This window comes from Kribbella sp. NPDC104218 (assembly GCF_055584105.1).
The window spans coordinates 2,079,109-2,099,340 of the sequence record NZ_JBVJMQ010000001.1 but is presented as its reverse complement, the minus strand read 5'-3'; the positions used below and the strand labels follow the sequence as shown (position 1 = coordinate 2,099,340).

The 20,232-nt window shown below is 68.3% G+C and carries 19 protein-coding genes; 16 read left to right on the top strand and 3 right to left on the bottom strand.

The window, feature by feature from the left end; all coding sequences use genetic code 11:
* Positions 1-34: 34 nt before the first annotated feature.
* From ACZ6ZD_RS10080 to ACZ6ZD_RS10030, 11 genes are all read left to right on the top strand, one after another.
* Positions 35-664 carry a glyoxalase superfamily protein gene (locus ACZ6ZD_RS10080; RefSeq protein ID WP_465670327.1) on the top strand — a complete coding sequence of 210 codons (630 nt, stop codon included), beginning with the start codon at positions 35-37 and terminating at the stop codon, positions 662-664.
* Between the two features lie 705 nt (positions 665-1,369).
* Entirely contained in the window at positions 1,370-1,609 is a 240-nt protein-coding gene (locus ACZ6ZD_RS10075; RefSeq protein WP_465670325.1) for a colicin E3/pyocin S6 family cytotoxin, read from the top strand.
* The gene (locus ACZ6ZD_RS10070; RefSeq protein ID WP_465670323.1) at positions 1,602-1,943 is read left to right on the top strand and encodes a hypothetical protein; all 342 of its coding nucleotides are present in this window, start codon (positions 1,602-1,604) and stop codon (positions 1,941-1,943) included. Before ACZ6ZD_RS10075 ends, ACZ6ZD_RS10070 begins: the two co-directional genes overlap by 8 nt.
* Positions 1,921-2,919, top strand: a complete 999-nt coding sequence (locus ACZ6ZD_RS10065) for an ImmA/IrrE family metallo-endopeptidase (RefSeq protein ID WP_465670321.1) — start codon at positions 1,921-1,923, stop codon at positions 2,917-2,919. Before ACZ6ZD_RS10070 ends, ACZ6ZD_RS10065 begins: the two co-directional genes overlap by 23 nt.
* Positions 2,920-3,499: 580 nt before the next feature.
* On the top strand, positions 3,500-3,856 hold the full coding sequence (locus ACZ6ZD_RS10060; RefSeq protein WP_465670319.1) for a hypothetical protein: 357 nt from the start codon (positions 3,500-3,502) through the stop codon (positions 3,854-3,856).
* A gap of 925 nt (positions 3,857-4,781) precedes the next feature.
* Entirely contained in the window at positions 4,782-5,945 is a 1,164-nt protein-coding gene (locus ACZ6ZD_RS10055) for a Gfo/Idh/MocA family protein (RefSeq protein ID WP_465670317.1), read from the top strand.
* Positions 5,942-7,078, top strand: coding sequence for a dihydrodipicolinate synthase family protein (locus tag ACZ6ZD_RS10050; RefSeq protein ID WP_465670315.1), 1,137 nt, complete (start codon positions 5,942-5,944; stop codon positions 7,076-7,078). The genes ACZ6ZD_RS10055 and ACZ6ZD_RS10050 overlap by 4 nt, the downstream gene beginning before the upstream one ends.
* On the top strand, positions 7,075-7,890 hold the full coding sequence (locus tag ACZ6ZD_RS10045) for a sugar phosphate isomerase/epimerase family protein (protein WP_465670313.1): 816 nt from the start codon (positions 7,075-7,077) through the stop codon (positions 7,888-7,890). The genes ACZ6ZD_RS10050 and ACZ6ZD_RS10045 overlap by 4 nt, the downstream gene beginning before the upstream one ends.
* Positions 7,891-7,908: 18 nt before the next feature.
* Positions 7,909-8,649, top strand: a complete 741-nt coding sequence (locus ACZ6ZD_RS10040; protein ID WP_465670311.1) for a sugar phosphate isomerase/epimerase family protein — start codon at positions 7,909-7,911, stop codon at positions 8,647-8,649.
* 56 nt (positions 8,650-8,705) lie between these two features.
* Entirely contained in the window at positions 8,706-10,139 is a 1,434-nt protein-coding gene (locus tag ACZ6ZD_RS10035) for a diguanylate cyclase domain-containing protein (RefSeq protein ID WP_465670309.1), read from the top strand.
* 54 nt (positions 10,140-10,193) lie between these two features.
* On the top strand, positions 10,194-11,279 hold the full coding sequence (locus tag ACZ6ZD_RS10030) for a hypothetical protein (protein ID WP_465670307.1): 1,086 nt from the start codon (positions 10,194-10,196) through the stop codon (positions 11,277-11,279).
* On the opposite strand, the gene ACZ6ZD_RS10025 is transcribed toward ACZ6ZD_RS10030, so the two are convergent.
* On the bottom strand, positions 11,260-11,739 hold the full coding sequence (locus tag ACZ6ZD_RS10025) for a GNAT family N-acetyltransferase (RefSeq protein ID WP_465670305.1): 480 nt from the start codon (positions 11,737-11,739) through the stop codon (positions 11,260-11,262). The genes ACZ6ZD_RS10030 and ACZ6ZD_RS10025 overlap by 20 nt on opposite strands.
* Before the next feature lie 114 nt (positions 11,740-11,853).
* Between ACZ6ZD_RS10025 and ACZ6ZD_RS10020 the strand changes: the two genes are divergently transcribed.
* Both ACZ6ZD_RS10020 and ACZ6ZD_RS10015 read left to right on the top strand, forming a co-directional pair.
* The gene (locus tag ACZ6ZD_RS10020; RefSeq protein ID WP_465670303.1) at positions 11,854-13,434 is read left to right on the top strand and encodes an alkaline phosphatase D family protein; all 1,581 of its coding nucleotides are present in this window, start codon (positions 11,854-11,856) and stop codon (positions 13,432-13,434) included.
* A gap of 76 nt (positions 13,435-13,510) precedes the next feature.
* Positions 13,511-14,386, top strand: coding sequence for an aldo/keto reductase (locus tag ACZ6ZD_RS10015; RefSeq protein ID WP_465670301.1), 876 nt, complete (start codon positions 13,511-13,513; stop codon positions 14,384-14,386).
* Between the two features lie 21 nt (positions 14,387-14,407).
* On the opposite strand, the gene ACZ6ZD_RS10010 is transcribed toward ACZ6ZD_RS10015, so the two are convergent.
* Positions 14,408-15,091, bottom strand: a complete 684-nt coding sequence (locus tag ACZ6ZD_RS10010) for a hypothetical protein (protein WP_465670299.1) — start codon at positions 15,089-15,091, stop codon at positions 14,408-14,410.
* Positions 15,092-15,182: 91 nt separating this feature from the next.
* On the opposite strand from ACZ6ZD_RS10010, the gene ACZ6ZD_RS10005 reads away from it, so the two are divergent.
* A complete protein-coding gene (locus tag ACZ6ZD_RS10005) occupies positions 15,183-15,518 on the top strand; it encodes a tetratricopeptide repeat protein (protein WP_465670297.1) in 336 nt (111 codons plus the stop codon).
* On the opposite strand, the gene ACZ6ZD_RS10000 is transcribed toward ACZ6ZD_RS10005, so the two are convergent.
* Positions 15,499-17,184: a glycosyl hydrolase family 28-related protein gene (locus ACZ6ZD_RS10000; RefSeq protein WP_465670295.1), complete on the bottom strand. Its 1,686-nt coding sequence runs from the start codon at positions 17,182-17,184 to the stop codon at positions 15,499-15,501. The genes ACZ6ZD_RS10005 and ACZ6ZD_RS10000 overlap by 20 nt on opposite strands.
* A 214-nt stretch (positions 17,185-17,398) precedes the next feature.
* Between ACZ6ZD_RS10000 and ACZ6ZD_RS09995 the strand changes: the two genes are divergently transcribed.
* Positions 17,399-18,823, top strand: a complete 1,425-nt coding sequence (locus tag ACZ6ZD_RS09995) for a M48 family metalloprotease (RefSeq protein ID WP_465670293.1) — start codon at positions 17,399-17,401, stop codon at positions 18,821-18,823.
* On the top strand, positions 18,823-20,202 hold the full coding sequence (locus ACZ6ZD_RS09990; RefSeq protein WP_465670291.1) for a type IV secretory system conjugative DNA transfer family protein: 1,380 nt from the start codon (positions 18,823-18,825) through the stop codon (positions 20,200-20,202). The genes ACZ6ZD_RS09995 and ACZ6ZD_RS09990 overlap by 1 nt, the downstream gene beginning before the upstream one ends.
* Positions 20,203-20,232: the final 30 nt, after the last annotated feature.

Sequence of the window (20,232 nt, the reverse complement as noted above, 5' to 3'; positions counted from 1 at the left end):
AGGCCCACCTACTTCATGACCGAAGAGGAGCGCCATGCCCAAGCTCGAAACGTACAAGAAACAAGCGAAACTGCTCGTTCGCTGGCACCGCGAAGAGAACTTCTCGATCGGCGGCCGCATCCGGCAACTCACGCGCTACCGCGAATTGTCCGACCGCGAAGCACTAGCGCTGAAGTTCCCACTCACCGAAGCCCAAGAGATCATCGCCCTCGAAGCCGGCTTCGCCAACTGGGCCGAACTCAAGGCGAGCACAGAAGCAGCCACGCCAACCAGCAATCAGCCAAAGCCCCAGGCCACCGCAGTCGCAACCGCCAACCCCGTCCTCTACGTAGCCGACATCAACGCCGCCACCACCTTCTACCGTGACCAACTCGGCTTCCACATCGACTTCGTACACGGCAACCCACCCTTCTACGGCTCGGTCTCACGCGACGGCGCAACCCTGCACCTGAAGCTCGTCCACGAGCCGGTCTTCGCACCCGGCGCCACAGAACGAGAAGGCCTAATCATGGCCTTCATCAACACGCCAAACGTCCGCGCCCTCTACGCGGAATACCTGACCACCAACGCCAACATCCTGCAAAAGCTCACCAAACAAGCCTGGGGCGGCACCGACTTCATCCTCCGCGACCCAGACGGCAACGCAATCGCCTTCGCCGGCTGAGCAACGCCCTGCACCCAACAACCCAACCATCCACGACCCACCTAACAGCGCGACGTCCGTTGCCCCGTCCCCTGCGATCAGCCAGCGGGACGGGCCAACCCCGACTCCGGTCGAGAGCCAGCTGCGCCGGGCAGACACTCGATTCCTCAGAGAGCAAACGGACACCCAGGCTGCAACCAAACCCGATCACCAGCGCCAGACAAACCCAAGGTCACCCGGCCTAGCGCGGAGGGAGGAGGGTGGCTAGCAGTGCAGCTCGACGAGTGGGACGGAGCATGTCATCACCCGTCAGAGTCGGCCTGAACGACATGGCATTGGCTCCGACGCGAGCCGGTCCTCCTAATCAGGGGCTCGGACAGCCGTAGGGAGAAAGGTCCCGCGGAACTCACAGCTAGCCCAGGCGGGCGTTCGAACCCCAACCTTCTGATCCGTAGGACCCTGCACTAACACCAGCCTGGCCTGAGTGACGGTCCTGACCTGAATGGGTGTGCACGATGCCTTCCGACAGTGGCCGTTGGGGTCAGGCTGGGGCCACACTGCCGCCGTCTCGCACTGTGGCGTCCCCTGCGTACGACCACCCTCGATGGATCGATTGAATGAATGCAAAGCGGGCGGAACGACACTCCTCGAAGCCCTGCGCGATGAGCAACGCCGGGCTAGGGTGGGGCATCCGGGGGATGCGTTCAAGGTAGGGAGGATGGGCGGTTGGTAGGGGGCTTCTACAAGCCGAGACCGAACCCGTGCTACCTGGACCAGCTGGACTACCTGGGGGCGTTCAATGGCGAGAAGCGGTGGCGCTCCGATGACGGCCGTCTCTACACGTGGGACGCCCTGCACGGCGAGATCGAGGTTTTCAACGCTCGCGGCCGCCATATCGGTGTACTGGACGCAGTGGCGGGTACTATGATAAAGGAGCCGCGCAAAGGGAGGAGGATCGATGTCTAAGACAGCAACATTCGTTGATGCTGTCCTCGCAGGGTGCGCGCTGCCGGCCGACATCGACGACTACATCGACGAGTGGCATGACACCCCCGATGTCCCAAACTCTATTTCTGAGTTCCTTGGGCTGACGCCAGCCGAGTACTCACTGTGGGTTGAACATCCAGAATCGCTTCGCTTCGTCTTCGCGGCTCGGAAGCACGGCCACTCGGTTGCGGAGATCAGCGATGTTGCGACCGCCGCGGCTGCTGCCGCGCGTGCGGAAGATGACGGTGAGGCTAAGAAGCTGCTTGCTTGGCTTAAGCAATCCGGACGGTATGAGCCTGCCGACCGAGGTTGAGAAGCTAGCTGACACGTTGGTTGAACGGCTCGACCTGCACCCTCCCGTCGACATCCTGGCACTCACTCAAGAGGTTGCAGACGTTGAGGAGTTGGAGTGGTCCTTCAACTGTGATGGTTTAGCAGTCGATCTGAGCTCCAAACGTCCAAAGGTGTTCCTAAAGCAGCAAAGCCCGCCGTATCGGAAGCGGTTCACGGCTGCACACGAGTACGGCCACATCCGCATCTCATGGCATGTGGACGTTGTGCAATGCCTGACTGATCCCACCGCCCTGGCTACGGGTGTACCGGAAGGTAGCGATCGCGATCTCGGACGCACTCTCGCACAGCGACAGGAGTGGGAGGCTAATCGGTTCGCGTCGAGGCTGCTCCTCCCGCACCGCTTCTTGCAGGAGATCACCGGTTACCGCGACGTCCCGGACCTGTTGAAGGATCTTGCGGTCGCGGAGGTGTCGGCGTCGGCAGGAATCATCGCTCTTACCAAGTATCTCCCCCCTGGCTATGTCTTCCATGTCCCTGGGCTTCCGAGGCCGGTACTCAGCAGCCGTGGCACCCGCGCGTACGTATCCGCGGACGAGTTCGGCTCTTTCAACTTGGCGGCTCTCAAAAAGTCATCGGTAGACTCTGGCTCGCTGGTCCATCAGGGACAGGCGATCAGATGGTGGCAGATGGCAGAGGTTGTGCGAGACCTTGCCGACCCGGTCGACAGTCGGTCAGCAACCGATGACTTGCGTGATGCGATCGAGGCAGTTCACGGCAGTGCCTTAGTTGCGGCGATGGTCCAAAAGGTCAATGGAAAGACCGCAGGGCTGCTCTCGCAGGCGCCCGATGTGTCGCGAGCAGAGGACATCGTGACGCTGTTGAGGTACCGCCTAGCAGACGACGCCGCCTATTTGGGACTCCTTGAGGACCCCGACTTCGGCGTCTATCTGACCAAGCGCGCGTTCCAGTACGCCGAGAAACGACGCGAGAGCTAGGTATCCCGTCGCCACCCTTCCCCGATCCCCTGATAGCTGCCAACCACGGTCAGCACGGCGCGGGTCAAGTGTCGGCTTGTCCGATCCCGTAGGGACGCCGCAGGCGCTCTTGATGCGTGTCATGTTGACCGTACGATCGAGCGGCCAGGGGGATGGGCGAGCCGCCGGCCCTGTCGCTAGCTGTTGGTGAGGTGAGCGGTTGACGATCCACGGAGCGCAGGGGTGCGCGCGGCGGAGGGCGTCGGCCGGAGGTCGTAAGCCCGGGCCGCGCTGCGCGCCGCTTGCGGCGCGCCTTGAATTCCTAAGAGGTCAATCCGGCAGCCAGGCCGCGTCGGGACAGGCGGAGGGGTGCTCGGTGAGTTCCATTCAGTCGTGGACGCCGGACCGCGCAAATGCCAGCTACTACCGGTAGCTCTGGAGCCGCCCTAGGATCCCGAAAACGGACACGACCGTCGTGGTGGGAGCTGGCACTGCTCTAGTCGGCGCGCTGCTCGGTTCGTTGGGTGCCCCATGGTTTCAAGGGCGGTCGACGGATCGGGCGAGTCTGCGGAGTGAGCGACTGACGTTGTACGCGGAAGCCATGCTGTATGCGCACTTCGTTGAAGAGATGCTGCGATGGCTAACCGACCCGGAAGGCACGCCGAGCACAACGGCGCGCGAGCTTGAGCAGCGTAACGAGTTGAAGTCTGTGCCGGACAAGATCACCGCTCGCATGCGATTGCTCGGGCATGTGCAAGTGCGCGATGCCTGGCTGGAGCTCTTGCAGGCGGAGGAAGGTTTGGACTTCTCCATTGAGCAGGACAATCCGGGCTTTCGCCAGCAAGGGTCCGATCCGATGGAGGCGCTCTCTGCAGGTTGGGAACCAGTGACACGTCTGCGGACTGCTGGTGAACAGTTCCAGCAGGCATGCCGCGACTCGCTTCGGGTCTCCAAGTGATGGGAAGGGTTTACGGTCGGCGAGGGTCGCTAGCTTGCCGCCCACCCAGAGCCTCCGCACGCGGGACATGGTTCGTGCTCCGGTTCGATGACGACTTTGCCGTTCTTGATGCGGGCCTTCTGCACGACAGTCCATCCCTTGCCGCCGCAGCCGGTGCATGGCTGGCGTTTTGGTGTGGCTGGTTTGGGCGTGGGTGTCCGTTCGGTGGGGTCTGGACATGGCCGCGCCCTTGCCCAGAGGTGTGAGGACGGGGCCAGGGCAAGGGCGCGGAGTGGAGGGCGGGACCGGCGCGGACTCGGGGATCGGCACGCCGGCCGCGCCGGATTAGGGGTAGTGGCGGGGATGACGCGGCCTCCGATGAGGTGTTCCAGGCGGCTGCTGATGAGGCGAAGCGTTGAGAGCTTGGGACGACGACAGTTGCGAAACTGAGGCCCACGGGCCCCTGGGCGATCCGACCCACGGGTCACTTGTGGGGTCCGCGCGGCGGGGCGAGGCCGGACGCCAGCCCGGAGGGCGGCGGGGGCGCGCGGTAGCGCGCGGGGGCGCGCGGTAGCGCGCGGGGGCGCGCGGTAGCGCGCGGGGTGGCGCGGTAGCGCCGGGTTCACGCGGTCGCGGGAGGGGGTTTACGCGGCAGCGTTGTGGGCGGCGATTGCCGCAGTTCGCGCGGTAGCGGTAGGGGCGGGCGGAGCACGCGCCGGCAGGGGGTGGGTGGGAGTGGCGCGAGCGCGGCGACGGAGGAGCTGCGCGTAGGCGGCGCGTGGGGTCGACCGGCTTTGTGTGTCTCCGGATCTTCTTGTGTTTGGGGGTTTGGGAACGTTTTCGGGGAATCGCTTTCCGTTTTGGGTTGACTGGGGGTGGGGGAGCTTTTAGGGTTGCGTCACGCCTTGGAAAGCCCTTTCCAAGGGTGAGTAGGGAGGCGTGGGACGTGAGTGAGCGACGGGTCGGGATCGTGATGAACGGGGTCACGGGGCGGATGGGGTTGCGGCAGCATCTGGAGCGGTCGATCGTGGCGATCCGGGAGCAGGGCGGGATCGCGGCGGCGGACGGGACGATGATTGTTCCGGACCCGATTCTGGTGGGGCGGAACGAGCTGAAGTTGCGGCGGATCGGGGAGAAGTACGGGATCAGCCGGTGGACGACGGACGTCGCGGAGGCGTTGGCGGAGCCGGATGTGGAGATCTACTTCGACTCGCAGTTGACGCAGTTGCGGGAGAAGGGCGTGCGGGCGGCGGTGGAGGCTGGGAAGGCTGTCTACTGCGAGAAGCCGATTGCCGACAGTCTTGAGGCTGCGGTGGATCTGGCGAAGCTGGTGCGGGACTCCGGGCTGAAGAACGGGGTGGTGCAGGACAAGCTGTCGCTGCCGGGGCTGCGGAAGCTGAAGCGGCTGGTGGACGGCGGGTTCTTCGGGAAGATCCTGTCGGTGCGCGGCGAGTTCGGGTACTGGGTGTTCGAGGGCGACTGGCAGGAGGCGCAGCGGCCGTCGTGGAACTACAAGTCCGAAGAGGGCGGCGGGATCATCGTCGACATGTTCTGCCACTGGCGGTACGTGCTCGACCAGATCTTCGGTGAGGTGAAGTCGGTCTACTGCCAGGGCGCGACGCACATCCCGGCCCGGTGGGACGAGCAGGGCAGCGAGTACACCGCGACCGCGGACGACGCGGCGTACGGCGTCTTCGAGCTGGACGGCGGGATCATCGCGCAGCTCAACTCCTCGTGGACGACGCGGGTGTTCCGCGACGAGCTGGTCGAGTTCCAGGTCGACGGGACCGAGGGGTCGGCCGTCGCCGGCCTGCGGAACTGCCGGGTGCAGCACCGTTCGGCGACGCCGAAGCCGGTGTGGAACCCCGACATCCCCGCCACCGAGAACTTCCGCGAGCAGTGGGCCGAGGTGCCGGACAACGAGACGTTCGACAACGGGTTCAAGGTGCAGTGGGAGATGTTCCTGCGGCACATCGTGGACGACGCGCCCTTCACCTGGGACTTCGTCGAGGGCGCCAAGGGCGTGCAGCTGGCCGAGCTCGGCCTGCAGTCGTGGCGCGAGGGCCGCAAGCTCGAGGTGCCCGCCCTCACCCTCGGAGACCAGGCATGAAACTGCCGCTGAACGGTGAGCTGGTCGACTACCAGCTCACCCGTACGCCGGTGGCCGCCGGATCCTACGCGCCGGCGAAGTCCCGGTTGGCGTTTGCGGCGGCTCATGTGGTGGCGGATCCGGCGGGGGACAACTCGCCGGGCGCGCCGGCGGTGGTCGACTGGGAGCACACGCTCGAGTTTCGGCATCACCTGTGGGAGCTGGGGTTGTCGGTGGCCGAGGCCATGGACACGGCGCAGCGCGGCATGGGTCTGGACTGGGCGGCGACGCAGGAGCTGATCAGACGCTCGGTCGCGGAAGCGCCGGACGGGCGGATCGCCGTTGGCGTCGGCACCGATCAACTTGCCCCCGGCAACCACTCGCTCGAAGACGTGGCGGGTGCGTACGAGGAGCAGTTGGAGGCTTCGCAAGGCGCCCAGCCGATTCTGATGGCCTCCCGCGCATTGTGCGCGGCCGCGACCGGCCCTGACGACTACCGCAAGGTGTACGACCGGCTGCTCGGCCAGTCCGCCCGGCCCGTCGTCCTGCACTGGCTCGGCTCGATGTTCGATCCGGCGCTCGAGGGCTATTGGGGCGACCAGGACGTCGACAAGGCCGCGGACGTCGTCGTCGAGCTGATCAACGACAACGTGGCGAAGATCGACGGGATCAAGGTGTCGCTACTGGACGCCGAGAAGGAAGTTGCCCTCCGCAAGCGTCTCCCCGCGGGCGTGCGCCTCTACACCGGTGACGACTTCAACTACCCGGAGCTGATCCGCGGCGACGGCGAGAAGTACAGCGACGCGCTGCTCGGCATCTTCGCCGCGATCGCCCCCGCGGCCGCGGCGGCCCTGAAGGCGCTGGACGACGGCGACGACGCGACGTACGAGCGCGTGTTCGCACCGACCGTCCCGCTCGCCCGGCAGATCTTCTCCAAGCCGACCTACTACTACAAGACCGGAATCGCCTTCCTGGCTTGGCTGAACGGGCACCAGCCCGGTTTCACGATGGTCGGCGGCCTGCAGACCGGGCGGTCGTTGCCGCATCTCGCGGACACGTTCCGGCTGGCCGACCAGGCCGGCGTCCTCACTGATCCTGAGCTGGCCGTAGAGCGTTTCCGGCAGCTGCTCAAGGTCGGCGGGATCGACGCGTGAACCGCTACAGCCTGAACCAGGCGACGACGAAGTACTGGCCGCTCGAGGACGTCGTCGCGGCCAGCGCGAAGGCCGGTCTGGAGTGGATCGGCCTGTGGCGTGAGCCGATCCAGGAGTACGGCGTCGAGAAGTCCGCCAAGCTGGTCGCGGACGCCGGGCTCAAGGTGTCGTCCCTGTGTCGCGGCGGATTCTTCACCGCGACCGACTCCGCCGAGCGCCAGGCCAAGATCGAGGACAACCGCCGCGCGATCGACGAGGCGGCCACGGTCGGCACCGACGTCCTGGTCCTGGTCAGCGGCGGTATCCCGCCAGGCTCCCGCGATATCGACGGCGCCCGCGCCATGATTCGCGACGGCCTGGCCGAACTGGCGCCGTACGCCGAGGAGCGCGGGGTCAAGCTGGCGATCGAGGCGCTGCACCCGATGTTCGCCTCGGACCGCTGCGTCGTCTCGTCACTCGGCGGCGCACTCGACCTCGCCGAGCACTTCCCGGCGAACGAGGTCGGCGTGATCGTCGACGCCTACCACCTCTGGTGGGACGCCGATGTCTACCGGCAGATCGAGCGCGCCGGCGAGCGCATCGTCTCGTACCAGGTCAGCGACTGGACCGTCCCGCTCCCGGTCGACAACCTGCTCGGCCGCGGCATGATGGGCGACGGCGTGATTGAACTGCGCCGGCTCCGGGAAGCGTGTGACGACGCCGGGTACACCGGTCCGATCGAGGTCGAGATCTTCAACCAGGAACTGTGGGACGCGCCGGGTCAGGAAGTCTTCGACCTCGCGTACGCCCGCTACCAGGAGCACGTCGTCTAGCCCCGAGGAGCCGAAAGTATGACCATCCCCGCCGACGGTATCGGTATGCACCTCTACACCATGCGGGACGTGTTGGCCGAGGACTACGCAGGGACGCTGAAGCGGCTGGCCGGGATCGGCTACCGCACAGTGGGAGTGAGCGGCCGGTTCGACCACAGCGCCGAGCAGATCCGCGGGTTCGCGGACGACGCCGGCCTGCGGATCGTGCTGGAGCACGTCGGGTACGCGCGGATGGCCGAGGACTGGTCGAAGGCGCTGGACGACGTCCGGACGCTGGGCGCGCAGTGGATCGTCGTCCCGTCGATCCCGGAGGCGCAGCGCAACCTCGCCGGGTTCAAGCAGGCGGCGGCCGCGTTCACCGAGGCCGGTAAGGCCGCGCGGGACGCCGGGCTCAAGCTGCTCTTCCACAACCACGGCTTCGACTTCGCCGAGGAGGACGGGACGGTCCTGTACGACGTCCTCCTGGACGTCGACCCGGAGCTGCTCGGCTTCGAGCTGGACCTCTACTGGGCGGTCGACGGCGGGCACGACCCGGCGAAGCTGTTCCAGGAACACCCGGGCCGCTTCCCCGCGCTGCACGTCAAGGACATGGCCGCGGACGGCTCCTGGGAGGACGTCGGCGCCGGCAAACTCGACTTCGCGGCGATGTTCGCGCACGCGGCGTCCGGCGGAGTCGAGCAGTACCTCGTCGAGCACGACAAGCCGGCCGATTCCTGGGCCTCGGCGGAGCGCAGCTACCGAGGTCTGACCGAGATTTAGCGCTGCCCTGTGGATACAGCTGCTCACGGTTGGTGAGTTCGGCCTATCCTCGAGTGGTGCAGAACGAGCCGACGGTACAGCTGACCGCAGTCCGGCGGTTGTACGAGGTGAGTGTGCGGATGGGCGCCGGGCGGAGCCTGGCCGAGACGCTGCAGGCCGTCGTGGACGGCGTGGTGGACGGGCTCGGCTTCGGGATCGCGGTGCTCAACCTGCGCCAGCCGGACGGGAAGTTCGAGGTCATCGCGGTCTCCGGTTCGCCGGAGGCCCGCGAGGCCCTGCTCGGCACGATCAGCGCCGCGGACATCTTCGACGCCGAGTTCGCCATCGCCGACGCCTGGGGCGGGCTGCGCTTCGTCCCGCACGAGCGGCTCCCCGAGGGTGAGGTGGTCGGCTGGGTGCCCGACGTACCGGTCTCCGACGATCCGGACGCGTGGCACCCGCTGGATGCCCTGTTCGCGCCGCTCTACGCGCCGGATCGCGAGCTGGTCGGGATGCTCTCGGTCGACCTCCCCGAGGACCAGCGGCGGCCGGGGCCGATCCACCGCGAGCTGCTCGAGATCTTCGCGACCCAGGCCGGGCTGGCGATCGACAAGGCCCGGCTGACCGACCAGCTGCTCGCCGAGAAGGCGCGGCTGGAGGCGAGTGAGACGACGTTCCGGATGGTCTTCGAAGGCGCCGGGAACGGGATGGCGACGGTCGCGCTCGACGGGCCCGAGTCCGGCCGGATCCTGCAGGTCAACGACGCCTTCTGCCAGATCACCGGGTACGGCGCGGAGCAGCTCGTCGGCTCACCCGCCGGGACGTTCCTGCGCGACGAGGAGCCCGAGCAGACCCGTCGCGAGCTCGCCCGGCTCGCGCACAGCAACACGCCGTACCGGTTCGAGCGCATCTTCACCCAGCCCAGCGGGAACGAGATCTGGCTGGGCGGTACGGCGGCGCTCGTCGGCCGCGACCCGGGCCGCATCCTGCTCGTCCAGATCGACGACGTCACCGCCCGCAAGGACGCCGAACGCGAGCTCCGCCACCACGCGGCGCACGACGCGCTCACCGGCCTGCCCAACCGCCGCCTGCTCCAGCACCGCTTCGACCTCGTCCTGGAGCGCACCCGCACCTCCGGCCGCCCCGGCGCCCTGCTCTTCTGCGACCTGAACCACTTCAAACTCGTCAACGACAGCTACGGTCACGAAGCCGGCGACCGCGCCCTCCGCGAGATCGCCACCCGCCTGTCGAGCGCCGTCCGCCACGGCGACACCGTCGCCCGCCTCGGCGGCGACGAGTTCGCCATCCTCGCCGAGGACATCACCCCCGAAGCCCTCACCACCCTCATCACCCGCCTCACCACCGCCGTCAACCGCCCCCTCGACGGCATCACCATCGCCGTCACCACCGCCATCGGCTCCACCCCCATCACCCCCAACTCCCCCGACCTCGACACCCTCCTCCACACCGCCGACCAAGCCATGTACGCCACCAAGAAACACCGCACCTGATTCTGTCGGTGGGCTCTGTTTGGATCCTCGGACACGAGCTGAGAGGGGTGGGGGATGGCGCTGGTCGAGCCCGCGGGCCGGATGTGGTTGTCGTACGGTCAGGTCTACGTCATGAGCGACGGGGAGTGGCCGGACTTCGACGGTTCGTTCCGCGGCCAGAAGAACGGGCTGTGCGGAGCGGTCGTCGACGGCACGCTCTGCCTGCTGACCGGTCTGCACACCGGCGAGGTCGGCTTCGAGGTGCAGGTGCACGACGCCGAGCCGCCACTCGACGACTTCTGGGAGGAGATTGTCGAAGCCTCCTTTCGGCCGACGGGCAAGGTGACGCTGGCCGGGCTCGATGCCAACGACTGGTGGGAGCTAGGTCTCGAGCCGATCGACTATCGCGTCCGCTACCACGGCTGGGGTATGGACGCCGGCCACCAGGCCGGGCCACCGATGGACGACGAGCCGGTGGTCGATCGGTACCTGCTGCAGCTCTGGCCGGCGCCGCAGCAGCCCGACCGGATCCTCAAAGTGACCAGCAAGCAGGCGGCGTACTGGCATCGGGCGACTGCGGAGCGGCCACCGCCTCCGACCGCTGCGGAGATCGCGGCGGCCGAAGCGCGACGCGCAGAACAGATGGCTGAGCAGCAGCGGGCCGACGAACTCAAGGCCTGGGGTGGGCGGCTACCGAGCGATCGCATCCGAGAGACCTACAGCGCGAGTTCCTTGGTCCCGTTCGACCGGTCGTTGCTGGATGACCTGGACCGCGCGGATGACGAGACGCTCGTCGCGGTGGCACGCTGGTCGGCTCGCCAGGTGTGCATCGCGGCCGAGCTGGACCAGATGGAGTGGGTCGCCGAAGCCCTCGACCGGATGGACCGCGGTGCCGGGCAGGAGGAGGTCATGCAGCCGCCGCCGGGCGCCTTCGGCGACCACGAGGGCAACCTGCTGATCGCGACGTTCCCGGGCTGGGACGCCAGCCAGACCAGGCCGGTCCAAGCCCTGCTCGCCGTGCACGGCACGTACGACGAGCCGCTGGACGCCGCGCTCACGATGCTCTGGACGGCCATCGGCGCGCACGGCAAGTCGCGGGGAGCCGAGGTCGTCAGCAGGCTGCGGACGGCGTTTCCGGGGCTCAGGAGCCCAGGTTTGTAAGGGGTTTGTCGGTTAGGCGGTAGGTGGTCCATTCGGTTTGGGGGGTGGCGCCTAGGGAGGTGTAGAAGTCGATGGCGGGGGTGTTCCAGTTGAGGACGGACCATTCGAGGCGTTCGCAGTTGTTGCGGACGCATTCTTGGGCGAGGGCGGTGAGGAGGGCTTTGCCGAGGCCGGTGCCGCGGGCGGTGGGGCGGACGAAGAGGTCTTCGAGGTAGATGCCGTGGACGCCGCGCCAGGTGGAGTAGTTGAGGAACCAGATGGCGCAGCCGACGATTTCGTCGTCGGCGAGGGCGACGTGGGCGAAGACGGCTGGGGAGGGGCCGAAGAGGGCGGTGTGCAGCTGGTCGGCGGTGAGGTGGCATTCGTCGGGGGCGCGCTCGTAGTCGGCGAGGGCGTAGACGAGCTCCACGATGGCGGGGACGTCGTCGGGTCGGGCGCGGCGGACGCGGTCGTCGGTCATGCGGTCATCCTGCACCAGCGAGTTCACCTGGCGGCCAGGGCTTCGACACCCGGCGACAGAAGACTGACTGGGCGCTTTCCTACCTGAATCCGCCTCGTCCAGGAGGTAATTGTCATGACCGTCTCCCGCCGCAGGTTTCTCGCCGTGGGTGGTGCGGGCTCGGCCGCCATACTGCTCGGCACGGGCGCCTGGGACGCCTCGACCACGTACGCCGCCCCGGCGTCCGCGGGTAATCCGTTCACGCTCGGGGTCGCCTCAGGTGATCCGCAGTACAGCAGCGTCGTCCTGTGGACGCGGCTCGCCACTGACCCGTACGCCGTCGACGGCAAGGGCGGGATGCCCGCTCGCCAGATCCGCGTCGAGTACGAGGTCGCGCTCGACGAGCGGTTCCGGTACGTCGTCCGCCGCGGCAGCGTGGTCGCGACGCCGGAGCTCGGGCACTCGGTGCACCCGGAGATCCACGGGCTGCTCCCCGACCACGTGTACTACTACCGCTTCCGCACCGGCCACCAGGTCTCTCCGACCGGCCGCACGCGCACGACGCCGCATCCGTTCACCAGCCCGCGCGAGCTGCGGTTCGCGTTCGCGTCCTGCAACGCCTGGCAGGACGGGTACTTCACGGCGTACGACCATATGGCGCAGGAGGACCTCGATCTCGTCGTCCACCTCGGCGACTACCTGTACGAGTCGGGTGTGAAGGCCAACAAGCGCGGCGTCACGACGGACCCGCGGTTCCACACCGAGACGTTCGACCTGGCCCGGTACCGGCTGCAGTACGCGCTCTACAAGACCGAGGCGCCACTGCAGGCCGCACACGCGGCGCACCCGTGGATCCACACCTTCGACGACCACGAGGTGGAGAACAACTGGGCCGCCGACATCTCCCAGATCGACACCGAGCCCGACCAGGACCGCGCGGTCTTCCGGGCCCGCCGCGCGCAGGCCTTCCAGGCGCTGTACGAGAACATGCCGCTCCGCCACGAGCAGATGCCGGCCGGCCCCGACATCCGCTACCACCGCCGGCTTCCGTACGGGCGGCTGGCCGATTTCACCATCCTGGACACCCGGCAGTACCGCTCCGACCAGGTCTGCGGCGATACCGACACCTCGGACTGCGACGCCCGCTTCGACCCCGACAACACCATGCTCGGCGGTAAGCAGCGGGCCTGGCTGCTGGACGGTTTCCGCCGGTCGCCCGCGCGCTGGCAGGTGATCGGCAACCAGACCCCGATGGGCCAGACCGACTGGGCGGCCGGCCCGGAGACCCACGTCTGGACCGATCCCTGGGACGGTTATGTTGCCGAGCGCAACAAGGTGCTCGGCGCCGCGCGGGACAGCGGCGTCCGGAACCTGGTCGTCATCACCGGCGACCGGCACCAGAACTACGCCCTCGAACTCAAACCCGACTACGCCGACGAGAAGTCGAAGGCGGTCGGCACCGAGTTCGTCGGGACGTCGATCACCAGCGGCGGTAACGGCGCCGACATGACCGAGCAGGGCCGGCAGTTCCTGGCCGCGAACGAGCACCTGAAGTTCTTCAACGCCCAGCGCGGCTACGTCCGCGTCACCGTCGACCAGCGGCAGTGGCGCTCCGACTTCCGCGTCCTGCCCTACGTCCAGACGCCCGGCGCCCCGATCAGCACGCGGGCGACGTACGTCGTCGAGGATCGCGACCCGCACGTCCACAGCGCCTGATTGATCGCTCGGAGTGGTGAATCCGTTCTGATATTCCTGTTGGAGTTTGGGGATTCGCTGCGGGAACTTAGAACGTATGGCCACTGCGAACAACCACACCCGGACGATCGGCGATGTCGCCGTCAGCTCGATCGGCCTCGGCGGGATGCCGATGTCGATCGAGGGACGGCCGGACGAGGCGCGCTCGATCGCGACCATCCACGCCGCGCTCGACGCCGGGATCACGCTGATCGACACCGCCGACGCCTATCACCTGACCGCGACCGACGTCGGCCACAACGAGACCCTGATCGCCAAGGCGCTGGCGTCGTACGGCGGTGACACGTCGAACGTGCTGGTCGCAACCAAGGGCGGCCACCTGCGTCCCGGTGACGGCAGCTGGACGCTCGACGGCTCCCCGGCGTACCTGAAGCAGGCCGTCGAGGGCTCGCTGAAGCGGCTCGGCGCCGAGGCGATCGGGCTCTACCAGTTCCACCGGCCGGACCCGAAGACGCCGTACGCCGATTCGGTCGGCGCGATCCGCGACCTGCTGGACGCGGGCAAGATCCGCCAGGCCGGCATCTCGAACGCGAACCCGGAGCAGATCAAACTCGCCAACGAGATCCTCGGCGGCCGCCTGGTCTCGGTGCAGAACCAGTTCTCGCCGAAGTTCCGCTCCAGCGAGCCGGAGCTCGAGCTCTGCGACGAGCTCGGGATCGCGTTCCTGCCGTGGTCCCCGCTCGGCGGGATCTCCAGCGCGGGCGATCTCGGCGACAAGCACCCGGCCTTCCACCAGCTGGCCGGCGAGCTCGGCGTCAGCGCGCAGAAGCTGACGCTGGCCTGGATGCTGCACAAGTCGCCGGTCGTCATCCCGATCCCGGGCTCCAGCCGGCCCGAGACCATCCGCGACTCCTACTCCGCGGTCGAGCTCACCCTCACCCCGGAGCAGGTCGCGACACTCGACGCCGCCTGATCTGTACGCCGCCTCCTCCGCTCAGGGGGAGGCGGTGTCCAGAGCGGTCGCGTAGATGGCCTGCATCTTCGGCCAGTTGGCGACCAGGGACGAGGCGTAGATGACGTAGTCGTTCTGCCCTGCGCGCCAGTACGTCGAGTTGACGTGCTTACGGCCGTCCGCGGTGTCGAACTCGAACTCCCAGTTCACAGCCTCGTGCTGACGCCAGGACTGCGAACGCAGCGCGATCAGCTTGTAGCCGGGGTAGTTGCCCCGGAAACCCGCCTCGGCCTGCTGCATCACCTGCAGCAGCGGTCGGGTCGGCGATGGCGAGCCGCCGTACCGGAGGAAGCTGGTCGGCTCGGCTGGGTCGTTCGCCTGCGCATCGGTGCCGTTCGCGCGCGGCTTGCCCTGCCAGCCCTTCGGGATCGACGTAACGATGCCACCCGGACCTGAGACGCCGATGGCGCCTGACGAGGTCGGAGTGGTGGACGGCGCGGTCGGCTTCGAGACCGTCGGCTGCTCGGACGACGGCTCTGGCGACGGCTTCGTCGACGGGGTCTCACTCGCGGTCGGCGTACTGGCGGTCGGAGTGGGCTCGTCGGCCGCCGCGTCGTCAGGCGCGCGGAGAACGAGCAGCCCGGCGCCTACTACCCCGCAGACGACGAGGTTGACCGCGAACGCGGTAGCGGCCAGGCGCTTGGAGGTCATTCCGGGATGTGCCATCGGTCCAGCACCGTAGGTGACCAGACCGACGTCCACCAGGTACATAGGGCATACAAAGCGCGCCTCCGGTGTTGTGGAGCGCATGGAGGACATGCGTGCACTCAGCTATGGCATCGGTCAGCAGTACTTCGAGGAGCGCGACTACCGCGGTGCGATCCGGGCGCTCCTTCCTATCGTCGAAGAGACGCCGGAGGACGTCGGCACCCGGCTGCTGCTGGCGCGTGCCTACTACCACGCGGCGCTGTTGAAGCCGGCCGAGGAGCACCTGCTCGAGGTGCTCGATCGGGAACCCACGGAGTACTACGCCCATCTGATGCTGGCGCGGACGCTCGAACGCCTGTCCCGGCGGGACGAAGCCGGTAAGCACCGCCGTATCGCAGCGGCGCTCACCGGCGACGACGAGTTGCTCAGGCCTCACCGCACCTGAGCCGCTGAGCGGCGTACAGGTCCGGTACGGCGGGGCGGGCGTCGGGTAGGTAGGTCGCATTCTCGAGGTCGCCCTGGAAGTCCCGCGGCAGACCGCTCGCCGTGGACGTGAGGCCCTGCAGCCCGACAGTGATGCTGCGGGGCGCCACGTCGGTCAGATGGATGGCGTACGGGCTGCCTGAGGTGATGCGGACGTTCCAGTGCGCGATGCGCGCGCCGAAGAGCGGACCGGACGCCGCAGAGCCGCCGACTCGGCCGTTGTTGACCAGCGTGATGTCGGTCCGGGCGTTCTCGAACGGCATCGCGCGGTGCGTGTCGAAAGTGCCTTCGGCCATCTTGCCGCGGCGCCAGACGTTGCCGGCCGAGAGGCCTTCGAGGTTGAGGCCGTGGTGCAGCGCGCCGGACGGCAGCGGCACGGCGAACGGCTCGATCTCGAACCCGTCGACCAGGTTGTCGTGCGCCTGCATCCGGCACGCGAAGCTGTGGTGCGCGGAGCGGCCGCCGACGGCGACGTTCGTCAGCGTGATCGCCTTCGTGGTCGTGAATCCGAACCCGAGATCGCAGTTCTCGACGCGGACGTCGTCCGCCCAGCAGTCGTGAACGGCCTGGAAACACAGGCCGTTCGCGCCTGGGTGCCGGTTGTGGATCGTCATCGGGCGCAGCTCGTTGCGGATCGTCAGCGACTCGATGCCGACGTCGTGGACGGTCGGTCCGATCTCCCGCAGCCGCGACGGCCAGCTGTGCCGCAGGTCGTACCGGAGCGGCTGGGCCAGCCGGACGAGGCGTTCACCAAGTACCGCCTCGATCCGGACCGGCCACTGCAGGCTGGCGTACTGCACGTACTGACCGCCTGAGCCGGTGGTCAGTTGCGGTGCTCTGGTTCGCCAGTCGTAGCTGGGCAGACCGGGGACGTCGCCGGCGAGGTGCCGCAGCACACCGGCGTCCGCGGGGTTGTCGGTTTCGAGGACGACGAGGTCGCCTGCTTTGAGGTTCTCGGTCGAGCTGACCAGGAGGGTGCGCTGACCGCGGGACGCGGCGCCGACGTCCGCGAGGGTGTCGCCGAGCAGCCAGCCCTCGGACGTCGCGTAGTCCTCGGCCTCCGACTTCGCCTTGCGCTCGGCGGGCATCACCCAGATCTGCCCGCCGGTCCAGGACCAGCGACTTTGCAGACTGGGTTGGAGATTCGGCCGGTACGACTCCTCCAGCGGCTTCGTGAAGTGGAGGATCGTGCGGCCCCGGCCGGCGCCTTTGAGGACGACGTTCGACCAGTGGATCCAGAGCGGAGAATCGAGCCGGTACGTTCCGGCCGGTACGACGACGGTCCCGCCGCCGCGCTCACCGGCGTACCGGAGCGCGGCCGTGAACGCAGCCGCGGCGTCGTTCGGACTGTTCGGACGGGCGCCGAAGTCGACGACGTTCGCGACCGTCCGCGGACGCCGAGGGCGCTCGCCGCCGCGGTAACCGGCGTGCGAGATGTCGGGGATGAGCGGATGCGCGCCAGGCGCCGCGGCCCACTCGTCGAGCAGTTGAGTGGAGAGGTCGCGGCGGGCCTTGTCGACCGGGACGGCGTTGGCCGTGGCCGGGGCGGCGAGGAGACCTGCGGCCGGAGCCGCGGCGGCGGAGCCGAGCAGCAGCCGGCGGCTCAGGCGAGTGGGTTCAGGGGACATTCGGCACTCCACGAGGCGGGCGGGAGGTTTCATGTGACGGCACTCAGTTTCACCACACGGACCCGCCCTGACAAGGCCCTGTGGTTCCGGAACTTGCCACTTGTTGCAACGGTTTTTCTGGTCTTTCCGCTCCGAGCGGCGCCTGCCCGCCGTTAGGGTCGATTCCGCTCCGTGACGATCAAGTGGCCTCGAGCGCCCGAACCGGGAGGACCGCGTGGGGATCTGCGTCCGCTGTGGAAACCAGCGAGATCCGGCCAGCCAGACCTGCCCGCACTGTGGTGCCGGCGGCGCCCCGCCCGCCGGCCCGACGCATGCGCCCGCGGGCCCGATCGGTGTGCCGAGCAGCCCGCTGCCGGCGTCCTTCCTGGAGACCGCCGGTCCCCCGACCGGTCCGCCGCGGCCGCAGCCGGCGCCGACGTCGGCTCCAAGTCGGCAGCCCGCGAAGGGCTCCAAGCGCGCGCGGATCGTTGCGTGGTGGCGGTTCGCCTTCACGCCGCCGCCGGGCTACCCGGGCGTGCTCTCCTGGTTGATGACCGGGATGCTGCGCAACAAACGCGGTCTCGTCGGCGCGCTGCTCGCCGCCTGGCTCAACCTCCCGGTCGCCGTGCTGCTCGGCGGTCTCGGCATGGTCATCGGCGGTATCGGCGGGTTCGCCGGCGGTCTGTACGGCGGGTTCAGTTCGGCCGACTCGTGGCTCGGCGACATCCCGGTGCTGGACAGTCTGCTGAGCGGCACACTGCTGCAGGGCGGCGGCATCCTCGGCCTGCTGGTCGGCGCCGCGGCCGGAGCCGTCGGCGGCTTCCTCGGCGGCTTGGTGCTGCCGTGGCTCGCGCTGACTGCGGACAGCCCACTCGAGGCCGCCGGGCGACTGCTCGCCCAGCTGCTCTCCGCGGCGCTGTGCGGTTTCCTCTACACGATTTACCAGATCGCATCCGACGGCTGGCAGCTGAAGTTGCTGGGCGCCCGGCGTCCGAGCCGGCGCGAGAAGGCGCTGATCGAGCCGATCCTGCAGGAGTGCGCCCGCAAGATGGGCCTGGCCTTCGTACCGCCGCTGCTGATGCTGGACGACCGCGACCCGAACGCCTACGCCTCCGCCCGGCACATCATGGTCACCAAGGGTTTCCTGGACGAGTTCGACCATGCGCCCGAGCCGCTGGCCGGCGTCCTGAGTCACGAGCTCACCCACTGGCGGAACGCGGACGCCCTGGCGGGCGCCTTCATCCAGGGCGTCGCGCTGCCGCTCTACATCTCGTACCGGGTCTGCGCATGGCTGCTCGCGACCACCCGCGGTGTGGTCCAGTTCGCGATCGTCATCATGACGTGGCCGATCGTCGTGACGATCAAGTACTTCGTCGTCCCGATGCAGGCGGCCGGTGGCCGGGCGATGGAGTACCAGGCCGACCAGGGCGCGGTGTTCGCCGGTGAGCGGGGCGGCCTACGGACGGCGCTCGCCCGGTTCCGGACCAACTTCGACGGCGCGCGCAACAGCTGGGAGCTGTCGATGCAGGCGAGCCACCCGCCGAACGAGTTGCGCCTCGAGGCGATCGAGGAGCCCGGCGTCGAGTACCCGCTACCGGACGCCGACGCCCCGGCGGCGCCGACTCCGGTGATCGTGACGAGCGGCCTGGCGAGGGACTGATGAGCAGCCAGTGGCCCGCGATCCCGCCGTTCACGACCGATCCACGCCGCCAGGTGTTCCTCGGGTGGGACGCGCGCGGCGGGTACAAGCGCTGCTGGAGCGCCCCCGAGGACTCGGTCGGCATCATCGGGCCGCCGCGGTACGGCAAGACGTCCGGGCTGATCATCCCGTCGGTGCTCTGGTGGGAGGGTCCGCTGGTCTGTACGTCGACGCGTGGCGACATCCTGCAGTTCACCGGCGATCGGCGGCGTGCGCTGGCCGCGCCGTACGGGGGCAAGGTGCTGGTCTACGACCCGTTCGGCAGTGAGTATCCCGAGCTGTCGATGCGGTGGTCGCCGTTGGCCGACTGCGAGAATCCGTCGGTCTGCTATCGCCGGGTGGCCGCGATGACGGCGGTCGCCGGACAGGGCGTCTCCGACGGGGACCACTGGCGCGGCGGCGCGGCGGCGATCCTGCGGGCCTACTTCCACGCGGCGGCGCTCGAGGGGCTGCCGGTGTCCGTCGTCCGGCGTTGGCTGACCGCGCAGGAGACACGTGACCCCACGGCGATCCTGCGGTTGTCGTCGAGCCCGGGCGCGATGTGGGCCGACGATCTGGACGCCGTGAAGCTGCTCGGCGATCGGGAGCGCGGGAGCTTCTACTCGGTGGCTCGGAACACGCTCGAAGCGACGTCCGAACCGACCGTCCTGGCGTCCTGCTCGGCGAACGACCTGGACATCGACGAGTTCCTGAACACACGGTCCTCGCTGTTCATCATCGGCCCGTCGCACCAGCAGCAGGCGATCGCGCCGCTGATGGCCGGCCTGGTCGACAGCATCGCCCAACGCGCGTCCGAGCTCGCCGCCGCACGCGGTGGCCGCCTCGACCCGCCGCTGCTGCTGGCCCTCGACGAGATCGCCAACATCGCGCCCCTGCAGAGCCTGCCCTCTCTGGTCAGCGAGGGCGGCGGCCGCGGGATCGTCACGATGTGGGCCACGCAGAGCCTCGCCCAGCTGCGCAACCGGTACGGCGTCGAACAACAGGCCGCGATCCTGGCCGCCACCACCGCCAAACTGATCTTCGGCGGCCTCTCCAACGGCGACGACCTGCACAACATCTCCTCCTGGGCCGGCGAAGAACGCCAGTCCATGACGAGTACCAGCCTCAACCCCAGCGTCGTGGCGTCGTCCACCGGCACGGTCGGCGTCGGCGGCGCGACCGGCGCCGCCAACCACACCGTCTCCAGCATCTTTCGGCCCGCGCTCCCGATCAGCTCGATCCAGATGCTGCCGCCCTTCCACGCCTGGCTCTTCTGGCGCTCCGAAGCGCCCTTCCAAACCGAGGCCCGCCCGGCCGGCGCCATCCCCGAATTCGCTGCCCTCCGAGGCTTCACCCCATGACCCCACCCAGCGACCCGAAGGGTTTGACGA

Excerpts from the sequence above, each read along its gene's own strand:
- ACZ6ZD_RS10080 (WP_465670327.1), top strand. The coding sequence starts at position 35 with ATGCCCAAGCTCGAAACGTACAAGAAACAAGCGAAACTGCTCGTTCGC.
- ACZ6ZD_RS10070 (WP_465670323.1), top strand. The coding sequence starts at position 1,602 with ATGTCTAAGACAGCAACATTCGTTGATGCTGTCCTCGCAGGGTGCGCG.
- ACZ6ZD_RS10065 (WP_465670321.1), top strand. The coding sequence starts at position 1,921 with ATGAGCCTGCCGACCGAGGTTGAGAAGCTAGCTGACACGTTGGTTGAA.
- ACZ6ZD_RS10060 (WP_465670319.1), top strand. The coding sequence starts at position 3,500 with ATGCTGTATGCGCACTTCGTTGAAGAGATGCTGCGATGGCTAACCGAC.
- ACZ6ZD_RS10050 (WP_465670315.1), top strand. The coding sequence starts at position 5,942 with ATGAAACTGCCGCTGAACGGTGAGCTGGTCGACTACCAGCTCACCCGT.
- ACZ6ZD_RS10040 (WP_465670311.1), top strand. The coding sequence starts at position 7,909 with ATGACCATCCCCGCCGACGGTATCGGTATGCACCTCTACACCATGCGG.
- ACZ6ZD_RS10030 (WP_465670307.1), top strand. The coding sequence starts at position 10,194 with ATGGCGCTGGTCGAGCCCGCGGGCCGGATGTGGTTGTCGTACGGTCAG.
- ACZ6ZD_RS10025 (WP_465670305.1), bottom strand. The coding sequence starts at position 11,739 with ATGACCGACGACCGCGTCCGCCGCGCCCGACCCGACGACGTCCCCGCC.
- ACZ6ZD_RS10020 (WP_465670303.1), top strand. The coding sequence starts at position 11,854 with ATGACCGTCTCCCGCCGCAGGTTTCTCGCCGTGGGTGGTGCGGGCTCG.
- ACZ6ZD_RS10015 (WP_465670301.1), top strand. The coding sequence starts at position 13,511 with ATGGCCACTGCGAACAACCACACCCGGACGATCGGCGATGTCGCCGTC.
- ACZ6ZD_RS10010 (WP_465670299.1), bottom strand. The coding sequence starts at position 15,091 with ATGGCACATCCCGGAATGACCTCCAAGCGCCTGGCCGCTACCGCGTTC.
- ACZ6ZD_RS10005 (WP_465670297.1), top strand. The coding sequence starts at position 15,183 with ATGCGTGCACTCAGCTATGGCATCGGTCAGCAGTACTTCGAGGAGCGC.
- ACZ6ZD_RS10000 (WP_465670295.1), bottom strand. The coding sequence starts at position 17,184 with ATGTCCCCTGAACCCACTCGCCTGAGCCGCCGGCTGCTGCTCGGCTCC.
- ACZ6ZD_RS09990 (WP_465670291.1), top strand. The coding sequence starts at position 18,823 with ATGAGCAGCCAGTGGCCCGCGATCCCGCCGTTCACGACCGATCCACGC.